The organism is Streptomyces sp. NPDC032745 (assembly GCF_055579465.1).
In genome coordinates, this window is the sequence record NZ_JBVING010000010.1 from 196,492 (window position 1) to 222,657 (window position 26,166).

At 71.1% G+C, this 26,166-nt stretch carries 22 protein-coding genes; 8 read left to right on the forward strand and 14 right to left on the reverse strand.

Going from position 1 to position 26,166, the window contains the following annotated elements; genetic code table 11:
* Window positions 1-8: 8 nt before the first annotated feature.
* The 8 genes from fahA to ACZ5WG_RS25765 all read left to right on the forward strand — a co-directional run bounded on the left by fahA (window position 9) and on the right by ACZ5WG_RS25765 (window position 9,509).
* Window positions 9-1,235, forward strand: coding sequence for a fumarylacetoacetase (gene fahA / locus ACZ5WG_RS25730; protein ID WP_468726194.1), 1,227 nt, complete (start codon window positions 9-11; stop codon window positions 1,233-1,235).
* Window positions 1,236-1,386: 151 nt separating this feature from the next.
* Entirely contained in the window at window positions 1,387-2,157 is a 771-nt protein-coding gene (locus tag ACZ5WG_RS25735) for a GntR family transcriptional regulator (RefSeq protein WP_468726196.1), read from the forward strand.
* 68 nt (window positions 2,158-2,225) lie between these two features.
* Window positions 2,226-2,453 (forward strand): 4Fe-4S dicluster domain-containing protein, encoded by a 228-nt coding sequence (locus ACZ5WG_RS25740; RefSeq protein ID WP_030298062.1) that lies wholly within the window; start codon window positions 2,226-2,228, stop codon window positions 2,451-2,453.
* A gap of 50 nt (window positions 2,454-2,503) precedes the next feature.
* Window positions 2,504-3,856, forward strand: coding sequence for an ABC transporter substrate-binding protein (locus tag ACZ5WG_RS25745; protein WP_468726198.1), 1,353 nt, complete (start codon window positions 2,504-2,506; stop codon window positions 3,854-3,856).
* Window positions 3,853-4,704 (forward strand): ABC transporter permease, encoded by an 852-nt coding sequence (locus ACZ5WG_RS25750; RefSeq protein ID WP_468726199.1) that lies wholly within the window; start codon window positions 3,853-3,855, stop codon window positions 4,702-4,704. The genes ACZ5WG_RS25745 and ACZ5WG_RS25750 overlap by 4 nt, the downstream gene beginning before the upstream one ends.
* Window positions 4,705-4,888: 184 nt before the next feature.
* Window positions 4,889-5,656: an ABC transporter ATP-binding protein gene (locus tag ACZ5WG_RS25755; protein WP_468726200.1), complete on the forward strand. Its 768-nt coding sequence runs from the start codon at window positions 4,889-4,891 to the stop codon at window positions 5,654-5,656.
* A 58-nt stretch (window positions 5,657-5,714) separates the two neighbouring features.
* Window positions 5,715-8,819, forward strand: a complete 3,105-nt coding sequence (locus ACZ5WG_RS25760) for a fumarate reductase/succinate dehydrogenase flavoprotein subunit (RefSeq protein ID WP_468726201.1) — start codon at window positions 5,715-5,717, stop codon at window positions 8,817-8,819.
* A gap of 90 nt (window positions 8,820-8,909) precedes the next feature.
* On the forward strand, window positions 8,910-9,509 hold the full coding sequence (locus ACZ5WG_RS25765; protein WP_468726203.1) for a Uma2 family endonuclease: 600 nt from the start codon (window positions 8,910-8,912) through the stop codon (window positions 9,507-9,509).
* Between the two features lie 64 nt (window positions 9,510-9,573).
* Here ACZ5WG_RS25765 and nuoN read toward each other — a convergent pair whose 3' ends face one another.
* Genes nuoN through ACZ5WG_RS25835 form a run of 14 tightly spaced genes read right to left on the reverse strand, consistent with a single transcriptional unit; the run spans window position 9,574 to window position 25,436 of the window.
* The gene (nuoN, locus tag ACZ5WG_RS25770) at window positions 9,574-11,220 is read right to left on the reverse strand and encodes an NADH-quinone oxidoreductase subunit NuoN (RefSeq protein WP_468726205.1); all 1,647 of its coding nucleotides are present in this window, start codon (window positions 11,218-11,220) and stop codon (window positions 9,574-9,576) included.
* Window positions 11,221-11,225: 5 nt separating this feature from the next.
* Entirely contained in the window at window positions 11,226-12,818 is a 1,593-nt protein-coding gene (locus ACZ5WG_RS25775; RefSeq protein WP_468726207.1) for an NADH-quinone oxidoreductase subunit M, read from the reverse strand.
* 1 nt (window position 12,819) lies between these two features.
* Window positions 12,820-14,715 carry an NADH-quinone oxidoreductase subunit L gene (nuoL, locus tag ACZ5WG_RS25780; RefSeq protein WP_468726209.1) on the reverse strand — a complete coding sequence of 632 codons (1,896 nt, stop codon included), beginning with the start codon at window positions 14,713-14,715 and terminating at the stop codon, window positions 12,820-12,822.
* 12 nt (window positions 14,716-14,727) lie between these two features.
* Window positions 14,728-15,027, reverse strand: a complete 300-nt coding sequence (gene nuoK / locus ACZ5WG_RS25785; RefSeq protein ID WP_266664876.1) for an NADH-quinone oxidoreductase subunit NuoK — start codon at window positions 15,025-15,027, stop codon at window positions 14,728-14,730.
* Window positions 15,024-15,833 (reverse strand): NADH-quinone oxidoreductase subunit J, encoded by an 810-nt coding sequence (locus tag ACZ5WG_RS25790; RefSeq protein ID WP_468726210.1) that lies wholly within the window; start codon window positions 15,831-15,833, stop codon window positions 15,024-15,026. The genes nuoK and ACZ5WG_RS25790 overlap by 4 nt, the downstream gene beginning before the upstream one ends.
* On the reverse strand, window positions 15,830-16,438 hold the full coding sequence (gene nuoI, locus ACZ5WG_RS25795; protein WP_468726211.1) for an NADH-quinone oxidoreductase subunit NuoI: 609 nt from the start codon (window positions 16,436-16,438) through the stop codon (window positions 15,830-15,832). The genes ACZ5WG_RS25790 and nuoI overlap by 4 nt, the downstream gene beginning before the upstream one ends.
* Window positions 16,431-17,801, reverse strand: a complete 1,371-nt coding sequence (gene nuoH / locus ACZ5WG_RS25800) for an NADH-quinone oxidoreductase subunit NuoH (protein ID WP_468726213.1) — start codon at window positions 17,799-17,801, stop codon at window positions 16,431-16,433. Before nuoH ends, nuoI begins: the two co-directional genes overlap by 8 nt.
* Window positions 17,798-20,305, reverse strand: coding sequence for an NADH-quinone oxidoreductase subunit G (locus tag ACZ5WG_RS25805; protein WP_468726214.1), 2,508 nt, complete (start codon window positions 20,303-20,305; stop codon window positions 17,798-17,800). The genes nuoH and ACZ5WG_RS25805 overlap by 4 nt, the downstream gene beginning before the upstream one ends.
* The gene (nuoF, locus tag ACZ5WG_RS25810; protein ID WP_468726216.1) at window positions 20,302-21,648 is read right to left on the reverse strand and encodes an NADH-quinone oxidoreductase subunit NuoF; all 1,347 of its coding nucleotides are present in this window, start codon (window positions 21,646-21,648) and stop codon (window positions 20,302-20,304) included. The genes ACZ5WG_RS25805 and nuoF overlap by 4 nt, the downstream gene beginning before the upstream one ends.
* Window positions 21,648-22,412: an NADH-quinone oxidoreductase subunit NuoE gene (gene nuoE / locus ACZ5WG_RS25815; protein ID WP_468726217.1), complete on the reverse strand. Its 765-nt coding sequence runs from the start codon at window positions 22,410-22,412 to the stop codon at window positions 21,648-21,650. Before nuoE ends, nuoF begins: the two co-directional genes overlap by 1 nt.
* Window positions 22,409-23,764: an NADH-quinone oxidoreductase subunit D gene (locus ACZ5WG_RS25820; RefSeq protein ID WP_468726219.1), complete on the reverse strand. Its 1,356-nt coding sequence runs from the start codon at window positions 23,762-23,764 to the stop codon at window positions 22,409-22,411. The genes nuoE and ACZ5WG_RS25820 overlap by 4 nt, the downstream gene beginning before the upstream one ends.
* The gene (locus ACZ5WG_RS25825; RefSeq protein ID WP_468726220.1) at window positions 23,764-24,510 is read right to left on the reverse strand and encodes an NADH-quinone oxidoreductase subunit C; all 747 of its coding nucleotides are present in this window, start codon (window positions 24,508-24,510) and stop codon (window positions 23,764-23,766) included. Before ACZ5WG_RS25825 ends, ACZ5WG_RS25820 begins: the two co-directional genes overlap by 1 nt.
* On the reverse strand, window positions 24,507-25,061 hold the full coding sequence (locus ACZ5WG_RS25830) for a NuoB/complex I 20 kDa subunit family protein (RefSeq protein WP_468726222.1): 555 nt from the start codon (window positions 25,059-25,061) through the stop codon (window positions 24,507-24,509). The genes ACZ5WG_RS25825 and ACZ5WG_RS25830 overlap by 4 nt, the downstream gene beginning before the upstream one ends.
* Before the next feature lie 15 nt (window positions 25,062-25,076).
* Window positions 25,077-25,436: an NADH-quinone oxidoreductase subunit A gene (locus ACZ5WG_RS25835; RefSeq protein ID WP_030028256.1), complete on the reverse strand. Its 360-nt coding sequence runs from the start codon at window positions 25,434-25,436 to the stop codon at window positions 25,077-25,079.
* Window positions 25,437-26,166 lie beyond the last annotated feature (730 nt).

The window sequence follows — 26,166 nt, forward strand, 5'->3', positions numbered from 1 at the left end:
AGTACCCCATGCCCCAGCAGAGCCCCCTCGATGTGCCCGAGGGCGACCCGTTCGGGCCGCACAACCTCCCGTACGGCGTCTTCTCCACCTCCGCGGAGCCCGGCCGCCGTCGCATCGGCGTGCGCATCGGCGGACACGTGCTCGACGCGGGGGCGGCCGCGGTCGCGCTCGGTTCCCCGTACGCCGCGCTGCTCGGGCAGTCCTCGCTCAACCCGCTGCTGGCCGCCGGCCGCACCGCCTGGCGCGATGTGCGCCGCGCGCTGACCGCCTGGGTGACCGACCCCGGCCACCGCGTGACGGTCGAGCCGCACCTCGTCCCGCTGGACGCCGTCACCCTGCACCTGCCGTACGAGGTCGCCGACTACGTCGACTTCTACGCGAGCGAGCACCACGCCACCAACGTCGGCAGGATGTTCCGCCCGGACGGGGACGCGCTCACCCCCAACTGGAAGCACCTGCCGATCGGTTACCACGGCCGCTCCGGCACGATCGTCGTCTCCGGCACCGATGTCGTCCGCCCCTCCGGGCAGCGCAAGGCCCCGGCCGACCCGGCGCCCGTCTTCGGCCCGTCCGTCAAACTCGACATCGAGGCCGAGGTCGGCTTCGTCGTCGGCACTCCGTCCGAGCTGGGCAGCCCGGTGCCGCTGGGCGCCTTCGAGGACCACGTCTTCGGGCTGTTCCTGCTCAACGACTGGTCGGCGCGCGACATCCAGGCCTGGGAGTACGTGCCGCTGGGCCCCTTCCTCGGCAAGTCCTTCGCCACCTCCGTCTCCGCCTGGGTGACCCCGCTGGAGGCCCTGGAGGCGGCCCGGGTCGCCCCGCCGGCCCGCGAGTTCCCCCTCCTGCCCTACCTCGACGACGCCGACGCCGACCGGCCCGGCGGCTTCGACCTGCACATCACCGTGTCCATCAACGGACAGGAGGTCGCGCAGCCGCCGTTCGCGACGATGTACTGGACCGCCGCCCAGCAGCTCGCGCACATGACCGTCAACGGCGCCTCCCTGCGCACCGGAGACGTCTTCGGCTCGGGCACGGTCAGCGGCCCCGAGGTCGGACAGCGCGGCTCGCTGCTGGAGCTGACGTGGAACGGGCGCGACGCCATCGAGCTCGCCGACGGCAAGCGCACCTTCCTCGAGGACGGCGACACCGTCACCATGACCGCATGGGCCCCGGGCCCCGAGGGCACCCGTGTGGGCCTCGGCGAGGTCACCGGCCGCATTGTGGGATCCCGCTAGTCCGCCCCTCGGGACGAACGGCCCCACCGGGGTGGCGGATCTTTCCGCCACCCCGGCGTCATGGCAGGTCACAGCCCTGCGCCTGAGGCCTCGCAGTGGCGCAACACTGCGGCAACACCACCGGCCGGGGGCCGTCGGTATGTTCCGTGCCATGCCAGCCGAACGCACCCGTGAGCACACCGTCCCGGTCGCCGCCGCGCGCCGGCGGCGACTGCGCGCGGACCGGGCGCGGCAGCTCGCCGACCTGCTGCGCCACCAGATCCTGGCCGGCGGCTACCCCGGCGGGGTCCTCCCCCTGGAGGACGTCCTGGCCGCCGACTACGGAGCCGGCCGCAACACCGTCCGCCAGGCCCTCGACCTGCTGCGCGGCGAGCGGCTCGTCGAACGCCGGCCCGGGGTCGGGACCGTCGTCGTCTGCGAGAAGTACCCCCACGGCCTCGACCGCCTCCAGGGCCTGGCCGAGACCCTGCACGAGCACGGCCGGGTGACGAACGAGGTCCGCACCGTCGGCCCGGTGCGCGCCCCCGCCCCGGTCGCCGGCCGGCTGCGGCTTCCCGAGCACGCCGACGTGCTCTACATCGAGCGGCTGCGGCGCCTGAACGGGCTCCCGCTCTCCCTCGACCTCACGTACGTCCCCCTGGAGATCGGCGCCGGACTGCTCGGCTGCGACCTGGAGAACACCGACGTCTTCCGGCTGCTGGAGTCCCTGACGGGACAGCCCCTCGGCCACGCCGAGATCACCCTCGAGGCCGTCAACGCCGACGCGCACTCCGCCGCCGTCCTGCAGGCCCCGCGCGGGGCCGCGGTGCTGATGCTGGAGCGCCTCACCCATCTGGGTGACGGCCGGCCCGTGGACCTGGAGTTCATCCGCTTCCGCGGCGACCGGATCACCATGAGCGGCCTGCTCCGCCGCTCCCTCTGAGCCCCGCCTCCCTGAGCCCCGCCTTCCCTGAGCCCCGCCTTCCCCCACCTTCCTTCCTGGAGACAGCCATGCCCCTGGTCCCCCAGCGCGGCGACGTGCCCGTGACCATCGACGAGTCCCTGTGCATCGACGGCTGCACCCTCTGCGTCGACATGTGCCCGCTCGACTCCCTCGCGATCCACCAGGACAGCGGCAAGGCGTACATGCACGTCGACGAGTGCTGGTACTGCGGCCCGTGCGCCGCCCGCTGCCCCACGGGCGCGGTGACCGTCAACATGCCGTACCTGCTCCGGTGACTCCGGTGACTCCGGCGACCCTGGCAACTCCGGTGAAAGGCCCCCATCCGATGTTCCGTACGAGAGCTCTCGCACCCACCGCCCTCGCCCTCCTGCTCCTCGCTCCGCTGGCCACCGCGTGCGGCGGGGACGCCTCCGGGGCGGACGGCCCCAAGACCGTGACCGTGACCGTCGGCTACCAGTCCAAGACCATCAACACCGTCACCGCCGGCACCCTGCTGCGCTCCCTCGGCTACTTCGAGCAGGAGCTCACGGCGCGCGGCAAGAGGGACGGCGTCACGTACGAGGTCGACTGGCAGGACTACGCCACGGGCGCGCCCATCACCGCCCAGATGACCGCCGGGAAGATCGACATCGGCTCGATGGGCGACTTCCCGCTCCTGATCAACGCGGCCCGCGGCAAGGAGCTGAAGCAGCCGACCCGCCTCGTGTCCGTGACCGGCTACAACCTGCGCGGCGGCCTCAACACGGTCGTCACCGCGCCGAACGCGAAGTTCGGGTCGCTGGCCGACCTGCGCGGCAAGAAGGTGTCGACCTCGGTCGGCTCCGCCGCGGACGGGACCCTCGTACGGGCCCTGCAGCGCGCCGGGATCGATCCGTCGAGCGGCATCCAGAAGCTCAACCAGCAGCCCAGCGTGGGCGCTTCGGCCCTCCAGGCGGGCAGCGCGGACGCCCTGTCGCAGTTCGTGGCCTGGCCGGGGCAGCTCGCGTACGAGGGGAAGGCCAAGGCGCTCTACGACGGTGCCGAGCTGAACCTGCCGACCTTCCACGGGGTCACGGTGCGGCAGAAGTTCGCGGCCGAACGGGCCGGCGTCCTGGACGACTTCCTGCGGGCGCAGCGCAAGGCGACCGAGTACCTGCGGACGCAGCCGGTCGCGGCGGCCGAGTCGGTGGCGAAGGAGACCGGGCTACCGGCGGAGGTCGTGTACCTGTACAACGGCGCGAACGGGATCGCGACCTTCGACCCGGCGCTGCGGCCGGAGCTGCTGGCGGCGCTCAAGGAGGACGTGCCGGTCCTCAAGGACGCGAAGCTGGTCGGCGACGTGGACGTGGACGCGTTCGTGGACCCGGCACCGCTGAAGCGCGCCGTGCCGGACGCGGACTACCCGGCGGCGGCCCCCGCCCGCCCCGAGCTGTGGCTGAAGAACGAGCCCGCCACCCGGACCTTCGACACCCCGGCGGCCCTCCTGAAGGCCCTGAAGGGCGCGGACGTCCGGGCGGCGTACGTGCCGGACGCGGTGACCGGGACCCTCTGGTTCGCCGACAAGGCGGTGTGGGTGGCGGAAGGCTCCGAACTGCGGGCGTTCGTCACGCCGGCGGGCGCCACGTCGTACGTCGGCCAGCACAGGGGATCCGGGGCGCGGATCGTGAGCTTCGCCGAAGCCGGAGGCATCGCCTCATGACCCCGGGGCGCCGGCTGCTGCGCGTGGCTTCGCTGGGGGCGGCCCTGGTGGTGTGGCAGCTGCTGACTTCGCTGGACGTGGAACTCTGGCTCCGGTTCGGGCAGTTCCCGACGGTGGGGGAGGTCGCGGCGAAGCTCGCCGAGCGGGCGTCGACCGGTCCGTACTGGCAGGACCTCGTCTCCAGCCTGAGCCGGATCGTGTCGGGCTTCGCGCTGGCGGCGGTGCTGGGCGTGGCGGTGGGCACGGCGATCGCCCGCTCGCGGGTGGCGGCGGACGTGCTGGGCCCGGTGCTGGAGGTGCTGCGCCCGATCCCGGCGATCGCGCTCGTCCCGGTCGCGATCCTCCTCTTCCCCTCGAACGAGCAGGGGATCGTGTTCATCACGTGCACGGCGGCGTTCTTCCCGGTCCTGGTGTCGACGCGCCACGCGGTGGCGGCGTTGTCCCCGGTCTGGGAGGAGGCGGTCCTGACGATGGGCGGGGGCCGGGGGCGGATCCTGCTGTCGGTGGTCCTGCCCGGGGCGCTCCCCGGGATCTTCGGGGGCCTGTCGGTCGGGATCGGGGTCGGGTGGATCTGCGTGATCTCGGCGGAGATGATCTCGGGCGAGTACGGGGTGGGCTACCGCACGTGGCAGGACTACACGGTGGTGGACTACCCGGGGGTCTTCGTCGGCATGGCCACGATCGGCGCACTGGGCTGGTTGACCTCGACGGCGGTGGAACGCCTGGGCCGCCGCCTCACGCACTGGCTCCCGACCCGCGTCGAGCGCCCCTCCGCAGGGCCACCCGCCGCTGGACGTGCCCGGCGGCCGGTTGGCGCGCAGCGCCATTTCGGCCCCGCCGGCGTTTGAGGCGCGGGGGCGCGCGGGCCGGCCCCCGCAACGGCGCCGTACCCGTGCGGGGTCCGGGGCTGTGCCCCGGTGGCACCTCCCAGCGGTAGCCGGGGGAGGAGAAAGGGGCGGGGCGGGGAGAAGGCCCCGCGCAGCGGGACCCGCGCCGCCGACCGGCATTCGACTACTCACAGGAGGTCCCCCGATGTCCGCACATGCGGCCCCACCCACCAGCCGCGTCCCCGCCACCGCGGCCGCAGCGTCGCCCGGCTCCGCCCTCCGGCTGGACCGGGTGCGGCTCGGCCGGAGCGGCGGCCAGGCCGTCCTCGACGGGCTCGACCTCGACATCCGGGCCGGGGAGGTGCTGGCCGTCGTAGGGCCCTCCGGATGCGGCAAGTCCACGCTGCTGCGCACCCTGGCCGGGCTGCTGCCTCCGCTCGCCGGCACCGTCACGCAGGACGGAACCCCGGTCGACCGGCCCGCCGCCGACCGGGCGCTCATCTTCCAGGACGACGCCCTGCTGCCCTGGCGCACCGTACGGGGCAACGTCGAACTGCCCCTCGCCATCCGGCGCGTGCCCCGCTCCGAGCGGCGGCGGACCGCCGAGGACTGGCTGGCCCGCGTCGGCCTCGCGGAGCACGCGCACAAGCTCCCGCACCAGCTCTCCGGCGGCCAGCGCCAGCGCGTCCAGCTGGCCCGCGCCCTCGCCGCGCGCCCCCGTGCCGTCCTCATGGACGAGCCCTTCGGAGCGCTCGACGCCCAGACCCGCGCCGGGATGCAGGACCTCCTGGTCGACGTCCTCGCCGGCACCGGGGCGACGGTCGTCTTCGTCACCCACGACGTGGACGAGGCCCTCTTCGTGGGCGACCGCATCGCGCTGCTCCACGCCGACACCGTGGTCGACGTACCGCTTCCGCGCGACCGGACCGCCGATCATTCGGCCCTCCGCCGCCGGATCCTCTCCTCCCTCTGACCGCCGGCCCCCGGGCCTCGGCCCCTGACCCCCCGACCCCCGAAGGGCAGCCCCCACCATGGACATCCCCGCGATCGCCGACGCCGAGGAACTCTCCTGCGACGTCCTCGTCATCGGCGGCGGCACCGCCGGCACCATGGCGGCCCTGACCGCCGCCGGCCGCGGCGCGCGGGTCCTGCTGCTGGAGAAGGCGCACGTACGCCACTCCGGCGCCCTCGCCATGGGCATGGACGGGGTCAACAACGCGGTCGTCCCCGGCCGCGCCGAGCCCGACGACTACGTCGCCGAGATCACCCGCGCCAACGACGGCGTCGTCGACCAGTCCACCGTCCACCAGACCGCCACCCGCGGCTTCGCGATGGTGCAGCGCCTGGAGTCGTACGGCGTGAAGTTCGAGAAGGACGAGCACGGCGAGTACGCGGTCCGCCGCGTCCACCGCTCCGGCTCGTACGTACTGCCCATGCCCGAGGGCAAGGACGTCAAGAAGGTCCTCTACCGGCAGCTGCGCCGCCGCGAGATGCGCGAGCGGATCCGGATCGAGAACCGGGTGATGCCGGTCCGGGTCCTCACCTCGCCCGAGGACGGCCGGGCCATCGGCGCGGCCGCTTTCAACACCCGTACCGGCGCCTTCGTGACGGTCCGCGCGGGCGCTGTCATCCTCGCGACCGGCCCTTGCGGCCGGCTCGGACTCCCCGCCTCCGGATACCTCTACGGGACGTACGAGAACCCGACCAACGCGGGCGACGGCTACGCCATGGCCTACCACGCGGGCGCGGCCCTCACCGGGATCGAGTGCTTCCAGATCAACCCGCTGATCAAGGACTACAACGGGCCGGCGTGCGCGTACGTCGCCAACCCGTTCGGCGGCTACCAGGTCAACCGGCACGGGGAGCGGTTCGTCGACTCCGACTACTGGTCGGGGCAGATGATGTCCGAGTTCGCGGCCGAACTCGCCTCCGACCGGGGGCCGGTGTACCTGAAGCTCAGCCACCTCCCGGAGGAGACCGTCTCCTCCCTCGAATCGATCCTGCACACCACGGAGCGGCCGACCCGCGGCACCTTCCACGCGGGCCGCGGCCACGACTACCGCACGCACGACATCGAGATGCACATCTCGGAGATCGGACTGTGCGGGGGCCACTCGGCGTCGGGCGTGCGCGTCGACGACCACGCACGCACCACCGTTCCGCGGCTGTACGCGGCCGGGGACCTGGCCTCCGTACCGCACAACTACATGATCGGGGCGTTCGTCTTCGGCGACCTGGCGGGCGGTGACGCGGCGCAGTACACGGCGTACGAGGGGCCGCTCCCGGCGGACCAGGTGGCGGCGGCGCACGAGCTGGTCTACCGTCCGCTGCGCCGGCCGGACGGGCCGCCGCAGCCACAGGTGGAGTACAAGCTGCGGCGCTTCGTCAACGACTACGTGGCCCCGCCGAAGACGGGCGCGAAGCTCTCCCTCGCCGTGGAGGCCTTCACCCGGATGAGCGGCGAGATCGAGGAGATGGGGGCGCAGACCCCGCACGAGCTGATGCGGTGCGCGGAGGTGTCCTTCATCCGGGACTGCGCCGAGATGGCGGCCCGGGCGTCGCTGGCGCGGACGGAGTCCCGCTGGGGCCTGTACCACGAGCGGCTCGACCATCCGGGGCGCGACGACGCGGGCTGGCTGCACCACCTGGACCTGCGCAAGTCGGCTTCGGGGGCGATGGAGTTCACGGCCCGGCCGGTGGAGCCGTACGTGGTCCCCGTCCCCGAATTCCTCCCGATGGGCGGCCCCTCCCGCCACCTGGGCGAGGTCGAACTGGTCGGCGTGGCGACGGCGGGCCCGCACGGGGCCGCGCCCCGGCCGGCCGGAGCCGAGCCCTCCGCCGCAGCGGGCACAGCCGAGCCTTCCGCCGGAGCGGGCGCTGCGGGCACAGCCGAGCCTTCGGCCGGAGCGGGCGCAGCGGCCGGAGCGGGCGCAGCCGAGCCTTCAGCCGGAGCGGACGCAGCAGGCGCAGCAGGCGGAGCGGGCGCAGCGGCCGGAGCGGGCGCAGCCGAGCCTTCGGCCGGAGCGGGCGGAGCAGCCGGAGCGGGCGCAGCGGCCGGAGCCGAGCCTTCAGCCGGAGCGGGCGCAGCGGCCGGAGCGGGCGTGGCCGAGCCTTCGGCCGGAGCGGGGCTCGCGGCCGGCGCGGCCCCCGGCTCCGGCGCCCGACCCGGGGCGGACCCGCAGCCCGGGGCGCCCGCCGAGGCCAGCCCCTCCGGTGCCGCGGCCGCCGCCGGTGCGGGGACCGCGCCCGGTACCGGCCCGGCCGCCGCCTCCCCGCGGCTGCTGGCCCTGCTCGCGCTCGCCGAGGAGGCGCCCGCCCTCGACGGGCTGCGGCCCTACCTGAGCGACCCCGACCCGGGCGTGCGCACCGCTGCCGTCGGCGTCGTCACCGAGACCGTCCCGGCCGGCGCCGGCCCGGCGCTGGCCGCCGCCCTGGCCGACCCGGCCCCTGCGGTACGGGCGGCCGCCGCAGGCTCGCTGCGGGAGCTGCTGGAGGTGCTGCCCGGGGACCCGGAGCTCGGGGCCGCGCTGCGCGCGGCACTCGCCGTACCGGACCCGGTGGTGCGCGCCGCGGCCCTGGAGGCCCTGCGCGCGCTGCGGCTCGGCGGGGCCGCCCTGTACGCCGAGTCCCTGGCGGATCCCGACCCGGAGGTCCGTATCCACGCCGTACGGGCGCTGGTCTCGGTGGATGCCGTCGAGGCCTTGGCGCGCGCCGCGGCGGACCCGGCCCGGGAGGTCCGGGTCGCGGTGGCCAAGGGGCTCGCGGCGGTCCACGCCCCGGCCCCCGCCCCGCTGGCCCCCCTCCTCGCGGACCCGGACCCGCTGGTCCGCGCCGCGGCCCTGGCGGCGCTGGCCGCCACGGGCTGCCCGGCCCCGTACGCCGCCACAGCCGCCGCAGCCCTCACCGACCCGGCGTGGCAGGTCCGCACCGGCGCCGCCACCGCCCTCGCGGCGGCCGACCCCGCCACCGCCGTCGCCCCCCTGGCCTCGGCCCTGAAGGACGACAACGCGGACGTCCGCAAGGCCGCGGTCCTCTCCCTCCGCGCCCACCGCACCGTCCCGGAGGCCCGCACGGCCCTGGCTGGCGCCGCCTCCGACCCCGACGCGGATGTCCGCGCATATGCCAGTCGCCACTGACTCCGTCAACACCGCGACACCGTTCACACGTGGGGACGGTCCTGCACGATCCCCGGCGATACGCTGGACCGACTCGCGAGACTCCAGTTCATGGGAGCACTGATGAACCCGGAATACAGCTGGCCGGAGCCACCTGAGGGCGGCTGGACCGCGGACGACCTGGACACGCTTCCGAATCTGCCTCCTCACACGGAGCTGATCGACGGGAGCCTGATTTTCGTGAGTCCGCAGACCCGTTTCCACGTGCGTGCGGTGAGTTTCTTCGAACGGCAGCTGAGCGCCTTGGCACCGGACGAGCTGGATGTGCTTCGGGAGTTCACCATCGACATCGACCGTCGGAACCGTCCTGAGCCGGATGTCATCGTGGTACCCGCGGAAGACGACGAGGATCCCAACCAGACCCGGCTTCCGGCCGAGTCCGTCCGGCTCGCGATCGAAGTGGTGTCCCCGGAATCGGTCAGCCGCGACCGTGAGACCAAACCCGTGAAGTACGCCCGCGCCAAGATCCCCCACTTCTGGCGGGTCGAGAACCAGGATGGCCGGGCAGTGGTCTACGTCTTCGAGCGCGAACCAGCCACCGGCTCCTACACGAGCACCGGGATCTTCCATGACCGGCTGAAGGTCTCTGTCCCCTTCCTCATCGACCTGGACCTCACCGAGATCTGGCCGAAACGGCGGGGGCCGGAGTAGCCGGCACACGGCAAAGGGCCCGGCTCCCCGATGGGAGCCGGGCCCCGACACGTACGCCGTACGGCTACCGCACGAACGTGCTCGCCTGCCCCGCCAGGTCCAGGAAGTACTGCGGCGCCAGGCCCAGGACCAGGGTCACCGCCACGCCCACCGCGATCGTCGTCATCGTCAGCGGCGACGGGACGGCCACCGTCGGGCCGTCCGGCTTCGGCTCGCTGAAGAACATCAGGACGATCACCCGGATGTAGAAGAACGCGGCGATCGCGGACGAGATGACACCGACCACGACCAGCACGCCCGCGCCGCCCTCCGCCGCCGCCTTGAACACGGCGAACTTGCCGGCGAAGCCGGACGTCAGCGGGATGCCGGCGAAGGCCAGCAGGAACACCGCGAAGACCGCCGCCGTCATCGGGGAACGGCGGCCCAGGCCCGCCCACTTGGACAGGTGCGTCGCCTCGCCGCCCGCATCGCGCACCAGCGTGACCACCGCGAAGGCGCCGATCGTCACGAAGGAGTACGCGAGCAGGTAGAAGAGGACGGACTGGACGCCCTCCGCCGAGGTCGCGATCACACCGGCCAGGATGAAGCCCGCGTGTGCGATCGAGGAGTAGGCCAGCAGGCGCTTGACGTCGGTCTGGGTCACCGCGATCACCGCGCCGGCCAGCATCGTCACGATGGCCACGCCCCACATGACCGGCCGCCAGTCCCACCGCAGGCCCGGGAGGACCACGTACAGCAGGCGCAGCAGCGCGCCGAAGGCGGCCACCTTCGTCGCCGCCGCCATGAAGCCCGTGACCGGGGTCGGGGCGCCCTGGTAGACGTCCGGCGTCCACATGTGGAACGGGACCGCGCCGACCTTGAAGAGCAGGCCCGTCACGATCAGCGCCCCGCCGATCAGCAGCAGCGCGTCGTTGCCCATGGTGTCGGCGAGCGCCGGGTCGATCTTCGTGACGGTGCCGTCGACCACGTCGGCGATGGCCGCGTACGAGACCGAGCCCGCGTACCCGTAGACCAGCGCGATGCCGAAGAGGAGGAAGGCCGAGGAGAAGGCCCCGAGCAGGAAGTACTTGACCGCCGCCTCCTGCGACATCAGCCGCTGGCGGCGGGCGACGGCGCAGAGCAGGTACAGCGGGAGGGAGAAGACCTCCAGGGCCACGAACAGCGTCAGCAGGTCGTTGGCCGCCGGGAAGATCAGCATGCCGGAGATCGCGAACAGGACCAGCGGGAAGACCTCGGTGGTGGTGAAGCCCGCCTTGACGGCGGCCTTCTCGCTGTCGCTGCCCGGTACGGACGCCGCCTGCGCGGCGAACGAGTCCACCCGGTTGCCGTGTGCGGCCGGGTCCAGGCGCCGCTCGGCGAAGGTGAAGACCGCGACGATCGAGGCCAGCAGGATGGTGCCCTGCAGGAACAGCGCCGGGCCGTCCACGGCCACGGCGCCCATCGCCGCGATGTGCGCCTTGTCGCTCCCGTACCCGCCGGCGGCGAGGCCGACGACCGCCGCGAAGGCCGAGGCCAGCGCGGCGACGGCGAGGAACACCTGGACGTAGTAGCGGGACTTGCGCGGTACGAAGGCCTCGACGAGGACTCCGATGACCGCCGCGCCCACCACGATCAGCGTGGGCGCGAGCTGCGCGTACTCGATGTGCGGGGCCGGGATCCGGTCGACCGGTCCCGCGGCCGCCAGCGTCAGCAGCCCTTGGGCAGCAGCCATGGTGCTCACTTCGCCGCCTCCCCGTTCTTGGCCTCGACAGCCACTTCTGGCTTCGGGTCCTTCTGGTGTACGTCGGACATGGTGTGCTCCACCGCCGGGTTGACGATCTCGGTGAGCGGCTTCGGGTACACGCCCAGCGCGATCAGCAGCGCGATCAGCGGGGCGACCACCAGCACCTCCCGCAGGCGCAGGTCCGGCATGGTGCGGACCTCCTCCTTCACGGGGCCGGTCATCGTGCGCTGGTAGAGCACCAGGGTGTAGAGCGCGGCCAGCACGATGCCGATGGTGGCGATGATGCCGATGACGGGGTACCGGGCGAACGTGCCGACCAGGACCAGGAATTCACTGACGAAGGGCGCGAGGCCCGGCAGCGACAGCGTGGCGAGGCCGCCGATCAGGAAGGTGCCGGCCAGTACCGGGGCCACCTTCTGCACACCGCCGTAGTCGGCGATGAGCCGGGAGCCGCGCCGCGAGATCAGGAATCCGGCCACCAGCATCAGCGCGGCCGTCGAGAGCCCGTGGTTGACCATGTACAGCGTCGCGCCCGACTGCCCCTGGGAGGTCATGGCGAAGATGCCCATGATGATGAACCCGAAGTGCGAGATGGAGGCGTACGCGACCAGCCGCTTGATGTCCCGCTGCCCGACCGCGACCAGCGCGCCGTAGACGATGCTGATCAGGGCCAGGACGAGGATCACCGGCGTGGCCCACTTGCTGGCGTCGGGGAACAGCCCGAGGCAGAAGCGGAGCATCGCGAAGGTGCCGACCTTGTCGACGACCGCGGTGATCAGTACGGCGACGGGGGCGGTGGACTCGCCCATCGCGTTCGGCAGCCAGGTGTGCAGCGGCCACAGCGGGGCCTTCACCGCGAAGGCGAAGAAGAACCCGAGGAACAGCAGCCGCTCGGTGTTGGTCGACATGTCGAGCGTGCCCGCGGCGCGGGCGGCGGCGATCTCCTGGAGCGAGAAGTTCCCGGCGACCACGTACAGCCCGATGACCGCGGCCAGCATGATCAGGCCGCCGGCCAGGTTGTAGAGGAGGAACTTGACCGCCGCGTACGAGCGCTGCGCTGCCGCGTTCTCGTCGGTGCCCGCGTGCGCCCGGTCCCCGAAGCCGCCGATGAGGAAGTACATCGGGATGAGCATGGCTTCGAAGAAGATGTAGAAGAGGAAGACGTCGGTGGCCTCGAAGGAGATGACCACCATCGCCTCGACCAGCAGGATCAGGGCGAAGAAGCCCTGCGTCGGCCGCCAGCGGGAGGACGAGGTCTCCAGCGGGTCGGCGTCGTGCCAGCCGGCGGCGATGACGAAGGGGATCAGCAGCGCGGTGAGCGCGATCAGCACCACCCCGATGCCGTCGACGCCCAGTTCGTAGCGGACGCCGAAGTCGGGGATCCAGGCATGTGATTCGGTGAGCTGGTAGCGGGCGCCACCGGGCTCGAAGCGGACCGCGACGAGCACGGCCAGGGCCAGCGTCGCCAGCGAGAACAGCAGCGCGAGCCACTTGGCGGCGGTCCTGCGGGCGGCCGGGACGGCCGCCGTCAGGACGGCGCCGACCGCGGGGACCGCGGCCGTCACCGTCAGAAGCGGGAAACTCATCTCACACCGCCCTCATCAGCAGGGTCGCGGCGATGAGGATCGCCGTGCCCCCGAACATCGAGACCGCGTAGCTGCGGGCGTAGCCGTTCTGCAGCTTGCGCAGCCGGCCCGACAGTCCGCCGACCGAGGCGGCCGTCCCGTTGACCACCCCGTCGACCAGGCTGTGGTCGACGTACACGAGCGAGCGGGTCAGGTGCTCCCCGCCGCGCACCAGCACGACGTGGTTGAAGTCGTCCTGGTACAGGTCCTTGCGGGCCGCGCGGGTGACCCAGCTGCCGCGCGGGGCGACGACCGGGACGGGCTTCCTGCCGTACTGGACGTAGGCGAGGCCCACGCCGATGAGCAGGACCACGACCGTCGAGGCGGTGATGGCGGCGGCTCCGATCGGCGGGTTCCCGTGCTCGAAGGAGGTGACGGGCTCCAGCCACTTCACGAAGGACTCGTTGAAGCTGAAGAGGGCGCCGGCGAAGACCGATCCGAAGGCCAGGACGACCATCGGGAGGGTCATGGACTTCGGGGACTCGTGCGGGTGCGGCTCGTGGCCGTCGGCGTCCGGCTGCCAGCGCTTCTCGCCGAAGAAGGTCAGCAGCATCACCCGGGTCATGTAGAACGCGGTGACGGCCGCGCCCAGCAGGGTGACCGCGCCGAGGATCCAGCCCTCGGTGCCGCCCTTCGCGAAGGCCGCCTCGATGATCTTGTCCTTGGACCAGAAGCCCGACAGGCCCGGGAAGCCGATGATGGCGAGGTAGCCGAGGCCGAAGGTGACGAAGGTGATCGGCATGAACTTGCGCAGGCCGCCGTAGCGCCGCATGTCCACCTCGTCGTTCATCCCGTGCATCACGGAACCCGCGCCGAGGAAGAGGCCGGCCTTGAAGAAGCCGTGCGTCACCAAGTGCATGATCGCGAAGGCGTAGCCGATGGGGCCGAGGCCCGCGGCCAGGATCATGTATCCGATCTGCGACATCGTCGAGCCGGCGAGGGCCTTCTTGATGTCGTCCTTCGCGCAACCGACGATCGCACCGAAGAGGAGCGTGACCCCGCCGACCACGACGACCGCGGTCTGCGCGTCCGGCGCGGCGTTGAAGATCGCCCCGGATCGGGTGATGAGGTACACGCCCGCCGTCACCATCGTCGCCGCGTGGATCAGGGCCGAGACCGGGGTCGGGCCCTCCATCGCGTCGCCGAGCCAGGACTGCAGCGGGACCTGGGCCGACTTGCCGCACGCGGCGAGCAGCAGCATCAGGGCGATCGCCGTCAGCTTGCCCTCGGTGGCGTTGCCCACGGAGGCGAACACCGGCCCGAAGGCGAAGGTCCCGAAGGTGGTGAACAGCAGCATGATCGCGATCGACAGGCCCATGTCGCCGACCCGGTTGACCAGGAAGGCCTTCTTCGCGGCGGTCGCCGCGCTGGGCTTGTGCTGCCAGAAGCCGATGAGCAGGTACGAGGCGAGGCCGACGCCCTCCCACCCGACGTACAGCAGCAGGTAGTTGTCGGCGAGGACCAGCAGCAGCATCGCCGCGAGGAACAGGTTGAGGTAGCCGAAGAAGCGGCGGCGGCGCTCGTCGTGCTCCATGTACCCGATCGAGTACACGTGGATGAGCGTGCCCACCCCGGTGATCAGCAGGACGAAGGTCATCGACAGCTGGTCGAGCTGGAAGGCGACGTCCGCCTGGAAGCTCTCGACCGGGATCCAGGTGTACAGCTTCTGGTACAGGGTCCGGTCGTCGGCGCTGCGCCCGAGCAGGTCGGCGAACAGGGCCACGCCGACGCCGAAGGAGACGGCGGCGAGCAGGGTGCCGAGCCAGTGGCCGGCCTTGTCGAGGCGGCGGCCGCCGCAGAGCAGCACCGCCGCTCCGAGCAGGGGCGCCGCGATCAGCAGCCCAATCAGATTCTCCACTGTGAGCGCCCCTTACAGCTTCATCAGGCTGGCGTCGTCGACCGAGGCCGAGTGGCGGGTACGGAACAGCGACACGATGATCGCGAGGCCCACCACGACCTCCGCGGCGGCGACGACCATCGTGAAGAAGGCGATGATCTGGCCGTCGAGGTTGCCGTGCATCCGGGAGAAGACGACGAAGGCGAGGTTGCAGGCGTTGAGCATCAGCTCGATGCACATGAACAGCACGATCGCGTTCTTCCGGATCAGCACTCCGGCGGCGCCGATGGTGAACAGCAGCGCCGACAGGTACAGGTAGTTGACCGGGTTCACTTCGAGGCCTCCTCACGGCCGAGCCGCTCGGCCGACGCCTGCTCCAGCGCCTTCAGGTCGTTCAGCGCCTCGCTGGAGACGTCCCGGATCTGACCGCGGGCGCGCAGCGTCTTGTTGACGGTCAGCTCGGACGGGGTGCCGTCCGGCAGCAGACCGGCGACGTCCACCGCGTTGTGCCGGGCGTAGACACCGGGCGCGGGCAGCGGCGGGAGCTGCACGCCTTCGCGGACGCGGCGCTCGGCGAGCTCGCGCTGCGTGGCGGCCCGCTCGGTGCGCTCGCGGTGGGTGAGGACCATCGCTCCGACGGCGGCAGTGATCAGCAGCGCGCCGGTGATCTCGAAGGCGAACACGTACTTGGTGAAGATCAGCGTGGCCAGCCCCTCCACGTGCCCGGCGGAGTTGACCCGGCCGAGCCCGTTGAAGTGGCTGAGCCCGGCGTTGGCGATGCCGGCGATCAGCAGGACGCCGAAGCCGAGCCCGCACAGGGCGGCCAGCCAGCGCTGCCCCTTGAGCGTCTCCTTCAGCGAGTCGGCGGCGGTGACGCCGACGAGCATGACCACGAAGAGGAAGAGCATCATGATCGCGCCGGTGTAGACGATGACCTGGACGACGCCCAGGAAGTACGCCCCGTTGGCGAGGTAGAAGACCGCCAGGATGATCATCGTGCCGGCCAGGCTCAGTGCGCTGTGCACGGCCTTCTTCATCAGGACCGTGGACAGCGCGCCGATGACGGCGACGGCGGCGAGGACCCAGAACTGGACCGCCTCGCCCGTGGAGGTCAGGGTGGCCGCGGCGATGGTGCTCACGCCCCCACCCCCTCGGAGGGCGCCGCCTGCTCGCCCTTGGAGACCGCCACCTGCCGCTGCGTACCGGGAGCCGCCCCGGTCACCAGTCCGCGGTAGTAGTCCTGCTCGTCCATGCCCGGGAAGATCGAGTGCGGCGACTCCACCATGCCCTCGGTCAGGCCGGCGAGCAGCTGCTCCTTGGTGTAGATGAGCGATTCGCGGCTGTCGTCGGCCAGTTCGAACTCGTTCGTCATCGTCAGCGCCCGCGTCGGGCAGGCCTCGATGCACAGCCCGCACAGGATGCATCGGGCGTAGTTGATCTGGTAGACCCGGCCGTACCGCTCACCCGGGGAGTACCGCTCCTCCTCGGTGTTGTCCGCGCCCTCCACGTAGATGGCGTCGGCGGGACAGGCCCAGGCGCAGAGCTCGCACCCGATGCACTTCTCCAGACCGTCCGGGTGCCGGTTCAGCTGGTGCCGTCCGTGGAAGCGCGGAGCGGTCGTCTTCTGCTGTTCCGGGTACTGCTCGGTGAGGCGCTTCTTGAACATGGCCTTGAAGGTCACGCCGAAGCCGGCCACCGGGTTCTGCCACTTGTCGTTCTTCTCGTTCCGGTCCGCGTCAGGCATTCTCAGCACCCTCCTCTCGGTCACTGTCAGTATTCGTCCCGCCACTGACAATCAGCTCCCGCTCACTGCGGGGCCGCCTGCGAGGTACGGGTGCCAGTCGCTGGCCGGGCTTGGGCGGTACGGGGAACCCGCCCGCCAGCGGGTCGAACGGCTCGGCCGCGGAGGCCTCGTCGGCCTGCTCGGCGGCCGCCTTCTCCTTCCGGTCGCGGAAGAGGTCCGCGACGAAGGACAGCAGCAGGATCGCGACGACGGCGCCGCCGACGTACAGGACGATCTCCGAGAAGTCGTAACTCTCGTTGCGCAGCGCCCGGACGGTCGCCACCAGCATCAGCCAGACCACGGAGACCGGGATCAGGACCTTCCAGCCGAGCTTCATCAGCTGGTCGTAGCGCACGCGGGGCAGCGTGCCGCGCAGCCAGATGAAGAAGAACAGCAGCAGCTGGACCTTGATGACGAACCAGAGCATCGGCCACCAGCCGTGGTTCGCGCCCTCCCAGAAGTGGCTGATCGGGTACGGGGCCCGCCAGCCGCCGAGGAAGAGGGTGACCGAGACCGCCGAGACGGTGACCATGTTGACGTACTCGGCCAGCATGAACAGCGCGAACTTGATGGAGGAGTACTCGGTGTTGAAGCCGCCGACGAGGTCGCCCTCGGACTCCGGCATGTCGAAGGGGGCGCGGTTCGTCTCGCCGACCATCGTGATGACGTAGATGATGAACGAGACCGGCAGCAGGATGATGTACCAGCGGTCCGCCTGCGCCTCCACGATCGCCGAGGTCGACATCGACCCGGAGTAGAGGAAGACCGAGGCGAAGGCCGCGCCCATCGCGATCTCGTACGAGATCATCTGCGCGCAGGAGCGCAGTCCGCCGAGCAGCGGGTACGTCGACCCCGAGGACCAGCCGGCCAGGACGATGCCGTAGATGCCGACCGAGGCGACCGCGAGGATGTAGAGCATCGCGATCGGCAGGTCGGTCAGCTGCATCGTGGTGCGCTGGCCGAAGATCGAGACCTCGTCGTCGGCCGGGCCGAACGGGATCACCGCAATGGCCATGAAGGCCGGGATCGCCGCGATGATCGGGGCCAGGACGTACACCACCTTGTCGGCCCGCTTGACGATGATGTCTTCCTTGAGCATCAGCTTCACGCCGTCGGCGAGCGACTGGAGCATGCCCCAGGGGCCGTGCCGGTTGGGGCCGATGCGCAGCTGCATCCAGGCGACGACCTTGCGCTCCCAGACGATGGAGAAGAGCACGGTCACCATCAGGAAGGCGAAGCAGAACACCGCCTTGACGACGACCAGCCACCAGACGTCCCTGCCGAACAGGGAGAGGTCCTCGGCAGCGAGCTGTACCGCGTTCACGCGCCCACCTCCGCATCGGTGCCGCTGCTGTCGGCCGGCGTCGCCGGGCCGATCCGTACGAGGGTGCCCGGGTGGGCCCCGGTGTCGGCGAGGACGCCGTGCCCGGTGGAGTTCAGCGGGAGCCAGACCACCCGGTCGGGCATCTCGGTGATCCGCAGCGGGAGTTCCACGGAGCCGGCCGGGCCGGTCACGGCGAGGACGTCGCCGTCCTTGACGCCGGTCTCGGCGGCCGTGCCGGCCGAGAGCCGGGCGCTCGCCTCGTGCCGGGTGCCGGCCAGGGCGTCTTCGCCCTCCTGGAGCCGGCCCAGGTCGAGCAGGAGCCGGTGGCCCGCGAGGACCGCCTCGCCCGCCCCGGGGCGGGGCAGTGGCACGGTGTCCGCGGACTGCCCGGCGGCCCGCTCCCCGGCCCACGGGCCGAGCGCGTCGAGCTCGCGGCGTACGGCGTGTACGTCGGGCAGCGCGATCGGCCGGTCGGCCGCGTCGGCCAGCATGTGCAGCACGCGGGCGTCGGCGGGGGCGAGCGGGCGGGCCATCTGGTCGGGCTTGAGCGCGGCCTCGAACGGCCGGACCCTGCCCTCCCAGTTGATGAACGCGCCGGCCTTCTCGGCGACGGCGGCGACCGGGAAGACCACGTCCGCGTGGTCGGTGACCTGCCCGGGCCGCAGTTCCAGCGAGACCACGAAGGCCTCCTGGAGGGCGACCAGCGCCCGGGCCGGGTCCGGCAGGTCGGCGATCTCGACTCCGGCGACCAGCAGGGCGGAGAGCTCGCGCCCGGCGGCGGCCTCGACGATCTGGCCGGTGTCGCGGCCGTAGCGGTGCGGGAGTTCGTCCAGCCCCCAGGCGGTGGCGACCTCGTCGCGGGCCCGCGGATCGGTGGCCGGACGGCCCCCCGGCAGCAGGGACGGCAGCGCGCCCGCCTCGACGGCGGCCCGCTCCCCGGCCCGGCGCGGGATCCATACGAGCTGCGCGCCGGTCGCGGCGGCGGCCCGTACGGCGGCGGTCAGCGCGCCGGGCACCCCGGCGAGGCGCTCCCCGACGACGATGACCGCGCCGGGCCGGCGCAGCGCGTCGGCGGCCCCGGCCCCGCCGGCCTCCAGGCCGGTCCGGGTGGCCAGTGCGTCCAGCCACTCGGGCTCGGTGCCGGGGGCGGCGGCCAGCAGGGTGCCGCCCGCCTTCTCCAGGCCGCGGGTGGCGAACGGGGCGAGGGCGAAGGTCCGCTGCTTGTGCTTGCGGTGGGCCTTGCGCAGCCGCAGGAAGACGCCGGGGGCCTCCTCCTCGGACTCGATGCCGGCGAGCAGGACGGCGGGCGCCGCCTCCAGCTTCGCGTACGTCACACCGCGGCCGTCGAGGTCCTTGCCGGTGCCGGCCACGGTGGCGGCCAGGAACTCGGCCTCCTCCGCGCTGTGGATCCGGGCCCGGAAGTCGATGTCGTTGGTGTCGAGGACGACGCGGGCGAACTTGGCGTACGCGTACGCGTCCTCGACGGTGAGCCGCCCGCCGGTCAGCACCCCGGCCCGGCCGCGCGCGGCGGCGAGCCCGGCGGCCGCGGCCTCCAGGGCCTCGGGCCAGCTGGCCGGGGCGAGGATCCCGTCCGTGCCGCGTACCAGCGGTGTGGTGAGGCGGTCCGGGCGCTGCGCGTAGCGGAACCCGAAGCGGCCCTTGTCGCAGATCCACTCCTCGTTGACCTCGGGGTCCTCGGCGGCCATCCGGCGCAGCACCTTGCCGCGGCGGTGGTCGGTCCGGGTCGCGCAGCCGCCCGCGCAGTGCTCGCACACGCTCGGGGAGGAGACGAGGTCGAACGGGCGGGAGCGGAACCGGTAGGCGGCCGAGGTGAGGGCGCCGACGGGACAGATCTGGATGGTGTTGCCGGAGAAGTACGACTCGAAGGGGTCGCCCTCGCCGATGCCGACCTGCTGCAGCGCGCCGCGCTCCAGGAGCTCGATCATCGGGTCGCCCGCGACCTGGTTGGAGAACCGGGTGCAGCGCGCGCACAGGACGCACCGCTCGCGGTCCAGCAGCACCTGGGTGGAGATCGGGACCGGCTTCTCGTACGTGCGCTTCTTGCCCTCGAAACGCGAGTCGCTCTGCCCGTGGGACATCGCCTGGTTCTGCAGCGGGCACTCGCCGCCCTTGTCGCAGACCGGGCAGTCCAGCGGGTGGTTGATGAGCAGCAGCTCCATCACCCCGCGCTGCGACTTCTCGGCGACCGGGGAGGTCAGCTGCGTCTTGACGACCATGCCGTCGGTGCAGGTGATGGTGCAGGAGGCCATCGGCTTGCGCTGGCCCTCGACCTCGACGATGCACTGGCGGCAGGCGCCGACCGGGTCGAGGAGCGGGTGGTCGCAGAACCGGGGGATCTCGATGCCGATCTGCTCGGCGGCCCGGATGACCAGGGTCCCCTTGGGCACCGACAGTTCGACGCCGTCGATGGTCAGGGAGATCAGGTCTTCGGGCGGCACGGCGGCCTCTCCGCCACCGGTCGGAGCATTCGTGGTGACGGTCATGCGTTCACCTCCGTGTCAGCCCAGAGGGTCGACTTCTTGGGGTCGAAGGGGCAGCCCTTGCCCGTGATGTGCTGCTCGTACTCCTCGCGGAAGTACTTGAGCGAGGAGAAGATCGGGCTGGCGGCGCCGTCGCCGAGCGCGCAGAACGACTTGCCGTTGATGTTGTCGGCGATGTCGTTCAGCTTGTCGAGGTCGGACATGACGCCCTTGCCGGCCTCGATGTCGCGCAGCAACTGGACGAGCCAGTAGGTGCCTTCGCGGCAGGGGGTGCACTTGCCGCAGGACTCATGGGCGTAGAACTCGGTCCAGCGGGTGACGGCCCGCACCACGCAGGTCGTCTCGTCGAAGCACTGGAGCGCCTTGGTGCCGAGCATGGAGCCGGCCGCGCCGACGCCCTCGTAGTCCAGCGGGACGTCCAGGTGCTCGTCCGTGAACATCGGGGTGGACGAGCCGCCCGGGGTCCAGAACTTCAGCCGGTGCCCGGGGCGCATCCCGCCGCTCATGTCGAGCAGCTGGCGCAGGGTGATGCCGAGCGGGGCCTCGTACTGGCCGGGTCCGGCGACGTGCCCGGAGAGCGAGTACAGGGTGAAGCCGGGGGACTTCTCGGTCCCCATCGACTTGAACCAGTCCTTGCCCTTGTTCAGGATCGCGGGAACCGACGCGATCGACTCCACGTTGTTGACGACAGTGGGGCACGCGTAGAGCCCCTCGACGGCAGGGAAGGGGGGACGCAGCCGGGGCTGACCGCGCCGGCCTTCGAGGGAGTCGAGGAGTGCCGTCTCCTCACCGCAGATGTACGCGCCCGCCCCCGCGTGCACCGTGATGTCGAGGTCGAGCCCGCTCCCCAGGATGTCCTTGCCGAGGTAGCCGGCCTCGTACGCCTCGCGCACCGCCTCGTGCAGGCGCCGCAGCACCGGCACGACCTCGCCGCGCAGGTAGATGAAGGCGTGCTCCGACCGGATCGCGTAGCAGGCAATGATCATTCCCTCGATGAGGGAGTGCGGGTTGGCGAAGAGAAGGGGGATGTCCTTGCAGGTTCCCGGCTCCGACTCGTCCGCGTTCACGACGAGGTAGTGCGGCTTTCCGTCGCCCTGCGGGATGAACTGCCACTTCATTCCGGTGGGGAAGCCCGCGCCGCCGCGGCCGCGCAGACCGGAGTCCTTCACGTATGCGATGAGGTCGTCCGGGGTCATCGCGAGCGCCTTGCGCAGGCCCTCGTACCCCTCGTGCCGCCGGTAGGTGTCCAGCGTCCACGACTGCGGCTCGTCCCAGAACGCCGACAGCACGGGCGCCAGCAGCTTCTCCGGGGCGCCGTTCTCATGCATTTCGGCAGTCACCGTCATCACTCCCCCTCCTCGGTGGCAGCCGGAGCCTCACCACGCGGGTGCACGACCTTGCCGAGCTGCGTGCTCTCGCCGCGCGCGATGCGCAGGCCGATCAGGGAGGCGGGGCCGGCCCCGCCGCTCGCCTCGACCGCGCCCTCGCGCTCGTCCGGGAAGCCGGCCAGGATCCGGGCGGTCTCCTTGTACGTGCACAGCGGCGCGCCCCGGGTCGGCGCGACGGGACGGCCGGCGATCAGGTCATCGACCATGGCCTTGGCGGACTCGGGGGTCTGGTTGTCGAAGAACTCCCAGTTGACCATCACCACGGGGGCGTAGTCGCAGGCCGCGTTGCACTCGATGTGCTCGAGGGTCACCTTGCCGTCGGGGGTGGTCTCGTTGTTGCCGACCCCGAGGTGCTGCTTGAGCTCGTCGAAGATCGCGTCGCCGCCCATGACCGCGCACAGGGTGTTCGTACAGACGCCGACCTGGTAGTCGCCCGAGGCCTTGCGCCGGTACATCGTGTAGAAGGTGGCCACGGCGGTGACCTCGGCGGTGGTCAGGCCCAGCAGCTCGGCGCAGAACCGGATGCCGGTGCGCGAGACGAAGCCCTCCTCCGCCTGGGTCAGGTGCAGCAGCGGCAGCAGCGCGGACCGGCTGTCGGGGTAGCGGGCGATGATCTCCTTCGCGTCCGCTTCGAGCCGGGCGCGTACGTCCGCCGGGAAATCGGGGGCCGGCAGCTGGGGCATGCCCAGACCCACCCCTTGACCGGGCGCATTGGCGGTCATCGGTCGACGCCTCCCATCACGGGGTCGATGGAGGCGACGGCGACGATGACGTCGGCGACCTGGCCGCCCTCGCACATCGCGGCCATGGCCTGCAGGTTGGTGAAGGACGGGTCGCGGAAGTGGACCCGGTAGGGGCGGGTGCCTCCGTCGGAGACGACGTGGACGCCGAGTTCGCCCTTGGGGGACTCGACCGCCGCGTACGCCTGCCCGGCCGGCACCCGGAAGCCCTCGGTCACCAGCTTGAAGTGGTGGATGAGGGCCTCCATGGAGGTGCCCATGATGTTCTTGATGTGGTCGAGCGAGTTGCCGAGGCCGTCCGGGCCCATCGCGAGCTGCGCCGGCCAGGCGATCTTCTTGTCGGCGACCATGACCGGTCCCGGCTCGAGCCGCTCCAGGCACTGCTCGACGATCCGCAGGGACTGGCGCATCTCCTCCAGGCGGACCAGGAACCGCCCGTACGAGTCACAGGTCTCGGTGGTCGGGACGTCGAACTCGTACGTCTCGTATCCGCAGTACGGGTCCGCCTTGCGCAGGTCGTGCGGCAGGCCGGCGGAGCGCAGGATCGGGCCGGTGGCGCCGAGCGCCATGCAGCCGGTGAGGTCGAGGTAGCCGACGTCCTGCATGCGGGCCTTGAAGATGGGGTTGCCGGTGGCGAGCTTGTCGTACTCCGGCAGGTTCTTCTTCATGGTCTTGAGGAAGTCGCGCAGCTGGTCGACGGCGCCCGGGGGCAGGTCCTGCGCGAGGCCGCCGGGGCGGACGAACGCGTGGTTCATGCGCAGGCCGGTGATCAGCTCGAAGATGTCGAGGATCAGCTCGCGGTCGCGGAAGCCGTAGATCATGATCGTGGTCGCGCCCAGCTCCATGCCGCCGGTGGCGATGCACACCAGGTGGGAGGAGAGCCGGTTGAGCTCCATCAGCAGGACGCGGATGACGGTGGCGCGGTCCGGGATCTGGTCGGTGATGCCGAGCAGCTTCTCGACGCCGAGGCAGTACGCCGTCTCGTTGAAGAACGGCGTCAGGTAGTCCATGCGCGTCACGAAGGTGGTGCCCTGCGTCCAGTTCCGGAATTCGAGGTTCTTCTCGATGCCGGTGTGCAGGTAGCCGATGCCGCAGCGGGCCTCGGTGACCGTTTCGCCGTCGATCTCCAGGATCAGCCGGAGCACTCCGTGGGTGGACGGGTGCTGCGGACCCATGTTGACGACGATCCGCTCGTCGTCGGCCTTCGCCGCCGACCGGACGATCTCGTCCCAGTCGCCGCCGGTGACGGTGTAGACGGTGCCCTCGGTGGTCTCCCGGGAGGCCGCGTGGTTCGAGGAGGCGTGGTCTTCTGCGTGGTTCGAGGTGGGGGACATCAGCTGTACGACCTCCGCTGGTCGGGAGCCGGGATCTGGGCGCCCTTGTACTCGATGGGGATGCCGCCGAGCGGGTAGTCCTTGCGCTGCGGGAAGCCCTGCCAGTCGTCCGGCATCATGATCCGGGTGAGGGCCGGGTGCCCGTCGAAGACCAGGCCGAAGAAGTCGTACGTCTCGCGCTCGTGCCAGTCGTTGGTCGGGTAGACGGAGACGAGCGACGGGATGTGCGGGTCGGCGTCCGGGGCGCTCACCTCCAGGCGCACCACCCGGCCGTGGGTGATCGAGCGCAGGTGGTAGACGGCGTGCAGCTCGCGGCTCTTGTCGTCGGGGAAGTGCACCCCGCAGACACCGGTGCAGAGTTCGAAGCGCAGGGCCGGGTCGTCGCGCAGGGTCTTCGCGACGCGGACGAGGTGCTCGCGGGCGATGTGGAGCGTCAGCTCGCCCCGGTCGACGACGACCTTCTCGATCGCGTTCTCCGGGAGCAGGTCCTGCTCCTCCAGCGCCCCCTCGAGCTCGTCGACGACCTCGTCGAAGTAGGAGCCGTACGGGCGGTGGCTCGCGCCGGGCATGGCCACGGTGCGGACGAGGCCGCCGTAGCCGCTGGTGTCGCCGCCGTTCCGTGCTCCGAACATGCCCTTGCGGACGCCGATCACCTCAGGACCGCCGGCGGAGCCCCTCGGGGCAGGAACGTTGTTCCCGTTGCCGTTGTCGTCGGCGCCCGGGGTGGTGTCGCTCGTGTCGCTCACCGGAGCAGCCCCTTCATCTCGATCGTGGGAAGGGCCTTGAGGGCCGCCGCCTCCGCCTCGCGGGCCGCCTCTTCCCGGTTCACGCCGAGCTTTCCGCCCTGGATCTTCTGGTGGAGCTTGAGGATCGCGTCCAGCAGCATCTCGGGGCGGGGCGGACAGCCTGGTAGATAGATGTCCACCGGGACGATGTGGTCGACGCCCTGGACAATCGCGTAGTTATTGAACATTCCGCCTGAAGATGCACAAACCCCCATGGAGATGACCCATTTGGGAGCGGGCATCTGGTCGTACACCTGCCGCAGCACCGGCGCCATCTTCTGGCTGACCCGGCCGGCCACGATCATCAGATCGGCCTGGCGCGGGGAGCCGCGGAAGACCTCCATGCCGAAGCGGGCCAGGTCGTAGCGGCCCGCTCCGGTGGTCATCATCTCGATGGCGCAACAGGCCAGGCCGAAGGTCGCGGGGAAGACGGATGACTTGCGCACCCAGCCCGCGGCCTGTTCGACGGTGGTCAGCAGAAAGCCGCTCGGCAGCTTCTCTTCCAGTCCCATGGGAAATTCAGCCCCTCAGTCCCATTCCAGGCCGCCGCGGCGCCACACGTAGGCGTAGGCGACGAAGACGGTGAGCACGAAGAGCAGCATCTCGACGAGCCCGAAGATCCCCAGGGAGTCGAAGGTGACGGCCCAGGGGTAGAGGAAGACAACTTCGATGTCGAAGACGATGAAGAGCATCGCCGTCAGGTAGTACTTGATGGGGAAGCGACCGCCGCCGGCCGGCGTGGGCGTCGGCTCGATGCCGCACTCGTACGCCTCGAGCTTCGCCCGGTTGTACCGTTTTGGGCCGATCAGCGTGGCCATGACCACGGAGAAGATCGCAAACCCTGCGCCGAGGGCGCCGAGCACGAGGATGGGCGCGTACGCATTCACGCTCCTCGCTCCTTCCAGTCGTCCTTGACCGTTGGACCGCTGTGCCGGCGCCGAGCGAGCCGCCTCGCGAAGATCACGCTGTGATCGAGCACTTGCATGTGAGGCAGTTCACAAGCCGGACTGCTGCGCATCTTATGCCCGCCGGTCTGTGATCTGCGACACGGGTAACAACAACGAGTTTGTGATCTCCACCACCCGACGAACGATCATGAAGCCCGATGAGCCGTGATCTTCATACGCGAAGCATCCACATGATCACCAAAGGTGACATCCGACCCCGTTACCGCAGGTAGAGGGCGGGCGGCACTATCAAACGATGTCCGGTGCAGGCAAATTTGCGCCATCAAGCCTTGCAGGGTAAAGGAAACCGCGTCGCCCGGTCGGGGGAGCCCCCGGGGACGGGAGTGGACGCGTGCACACATTCACGAACGCCGGGATCCCGCCGCACGGCAACTTCACGACTGGGTCACGGACGGACCACAGCGCCCTCACAGTGAGACGTTCCTGTGACCTGCGCCACGCCGAATTCTTGGTTCCGAAAGAGGGCTTGGCCATCTGTACGCAGGGATGGTAGGCCGCAGATCAATTCGGACTTATTACTGAAACCCCTTGATCACAGCCTTGTGAAGGTGTGTCCGATACGTCCGTTACGGCGTCAATAAGACGTGCGACGCGCCCGGTTAGCCCGCTTCGCGCGCAACTGTGGCGCAGACCACGTTTCTTGAAGGGA